We start from the raw sequence: 1605 nt of genomic DNA, 5'->3' as shown, positions 1-1605 counted from the left end.
TCGCTATCTGGTCGCGGATATAGGCCAGCCGGACCGGATTGAATTTGTGCAGGGGACGGAACTTGCCGTTCGGGTTCCACCATTCGGCGGCAAGGGCGGAAAAGCGTTCCACTTCTCCGGCATCGATCGTCGATCGTCGGGGCTCTGGCATAGTTGGTCTCCTCGACACTACAGCGCCGCGCGTCCTCTTGGACGCGCAAAGGACGCTGTAGCACTTTAGATTCTGCGCATGATCCTTTCCGAAATCGACTTCGATTTCGGGGTCATGCGCTAGGAAGTCGGGCGTGAAGCCGCGAATGTCAAGGCAACAATTTTCCTCTGCCGGCAGGGAGCCGGATTCTGTCAGGGCATGTCAGCTGGAGTGCGCTGCGGTGAAACACAATTGGCCTGGCGGGCGAAGGAACACATCATCGTTTTGAACTCGAAGGAGGTGACGATGACAGCAATGACGGCTTCGATCCTCTGGCATCGGCTGGACGTGGAGGGGCATGATGCCTGTCTGCTTGCGCAGACCGATGGCGGGCACAGCCTCAAGGGACAAGCCATCTTCATCCAGGACGGCAAGCCGTGCTGCCTCGCCTACGGGGTGAATTGCGATGCCGGCTGGCACACGCGGGCGGCGCTTGTCGAAGGCTTTCTCGGCACGCGCCAGCTGCACTATGCGATCGAACGCGATTTCAACGGCCAGTGGACGCTGAACGGCGAAGTCCAGCAGGGTGTCGACGGTCTTGTCGACGTCGATCTTGGCTTCACACCGGCATCGAACCTGCTGGCGATCCGCCGGTATGGCCTCGGGATCGGCGAAGCGTCGCCTGCCCCGGCCGCCTACCTGACTTTCCCTGAACTGAGCCTGGTGCGCCTCGATCAGACCTATCGGCGTCTCGACACGGTTCGCTATGCCTATGCCGCGCCGGTGTTCGGCTATGACGAGACCCTCAACGTCTCGCCGCACGGCTTCGTTGTCGACTATCCCGGCCTTTGGAGACGCGCGGCTGCGTCAGGCTGAAGCGATTGTGATCAGTCCGCTGCGACCTGCGTCGTGCCAAGCACGTCACGCAGTTTCGCTGCCAGTTGCTCGATGGTGAAGGGCTTGGCGAGGAAATGCACGTCGTGGTCGAGCACGCCGTTGTGGACCACGGCGTTCCTGGTGAAGCCGGTGGTGAAGATCACCTTCAGCAGCGGCATGCGGGCAACGGCCTCTTCCGCCAGCTTGCGGCCGTTCATGACGGGCATGACGATGTCGGTGAACAGCAGGGCGACCTTCGGGTTTTCCGCCAGTTTCTGCAACGCTTCCTCGCCACTCGCGGCATCAATGACGGTGTATCCGAGTTCGCGTATGGCCTCGGTGGTGGAGACCCGCACGCGGGCATCATCCTCGACGACAAGGATCGTTTCGGCGACCGGTGCGGCGGAGTTGTCGCCGCGCCCGGTGGGCACGGCCGGCTCTTCGGCGCCGAAATACCGCGGCAAGTAGATCTTGATTGTCGTGCCTTCGCCGGGCTCGGAATAGATGTTGACGTGGCCGCCCGACTGTTTGACGAAGCCGAACACCTGGCTCAATCCAAGGCCGGTGCCCTTGTTGACCGGCTTGGTGGTGAAGAAGGG

General features: G+C 61.8%; 2 protein-coding genes and 1 pseudogene. 1 reads left to right on the top strand and 2 read right to left on the bottom strand.

Annotated features, from left to right (window positions below; all coding sequences use genetic code 11):
- Positions 1 to 151 (bottom strand): annotated as a pseudogene (locus EN884_RS35340) (bifunctional 3-demethylubiquinol 3-O-methyltransferase/2-polyprenyl-6-hydroxyphenol methylase); the annotation flags it as partial.
- A gap of 285 nt (positions 152 to 436) precedes the next feature.
- Here EN884_RS35340 and EN884_RS35335 point away from each other — a divergent pair.
- Positions 437 to 1006 carry a putative glycolipid-binding domain-containing protein gene (locus EN884_RS35335; protein WP_063170342.1) on the top strand — a complete coding sequence of 190 codons (570 nt, stop codon included), beginning with the start codon at positions 437 to 439 and terminating at the stop codon, positions 1004 to 1006.
- Positions 1007 to 1017: 11 nt separating this feature from the next.
- Here EN884_RS35335 and EN884_RS35330 read toward each other — a convergent pair.
- Positions 1018 to 1605 (bottom strand): response regulator (locus EN884_RS35330; protein ID WP_128361099.1); only part of this gene is annotated, 588 nt, incomplete at its 5' end.

The sequence above is a fragment of the Mesorhizobium sp. M7A.F.Ca.AU.001.01.1.1 genome (genome assembly GCF_004022735.1).
Lineage (GTDB): Bacteria > Pseudomonadota > Alphaproteobacteria > Rhizobiales > Rhizobiaceae > Mesorhizobium > Mesorhizobium ciceri.
This window is presented reverse-complemented; position numbering and strand designations above follow the sequence as displayed.

Excerpts from the sequence above, each read along its gene's own strand:
- EN884_RS35335 (WP_063170342.1), top strand. The coding sequence starts at position 437 with ATGACAGCAATGACGGCTTCGATCCTCTGGCATCGGCTGGACGTGGAG.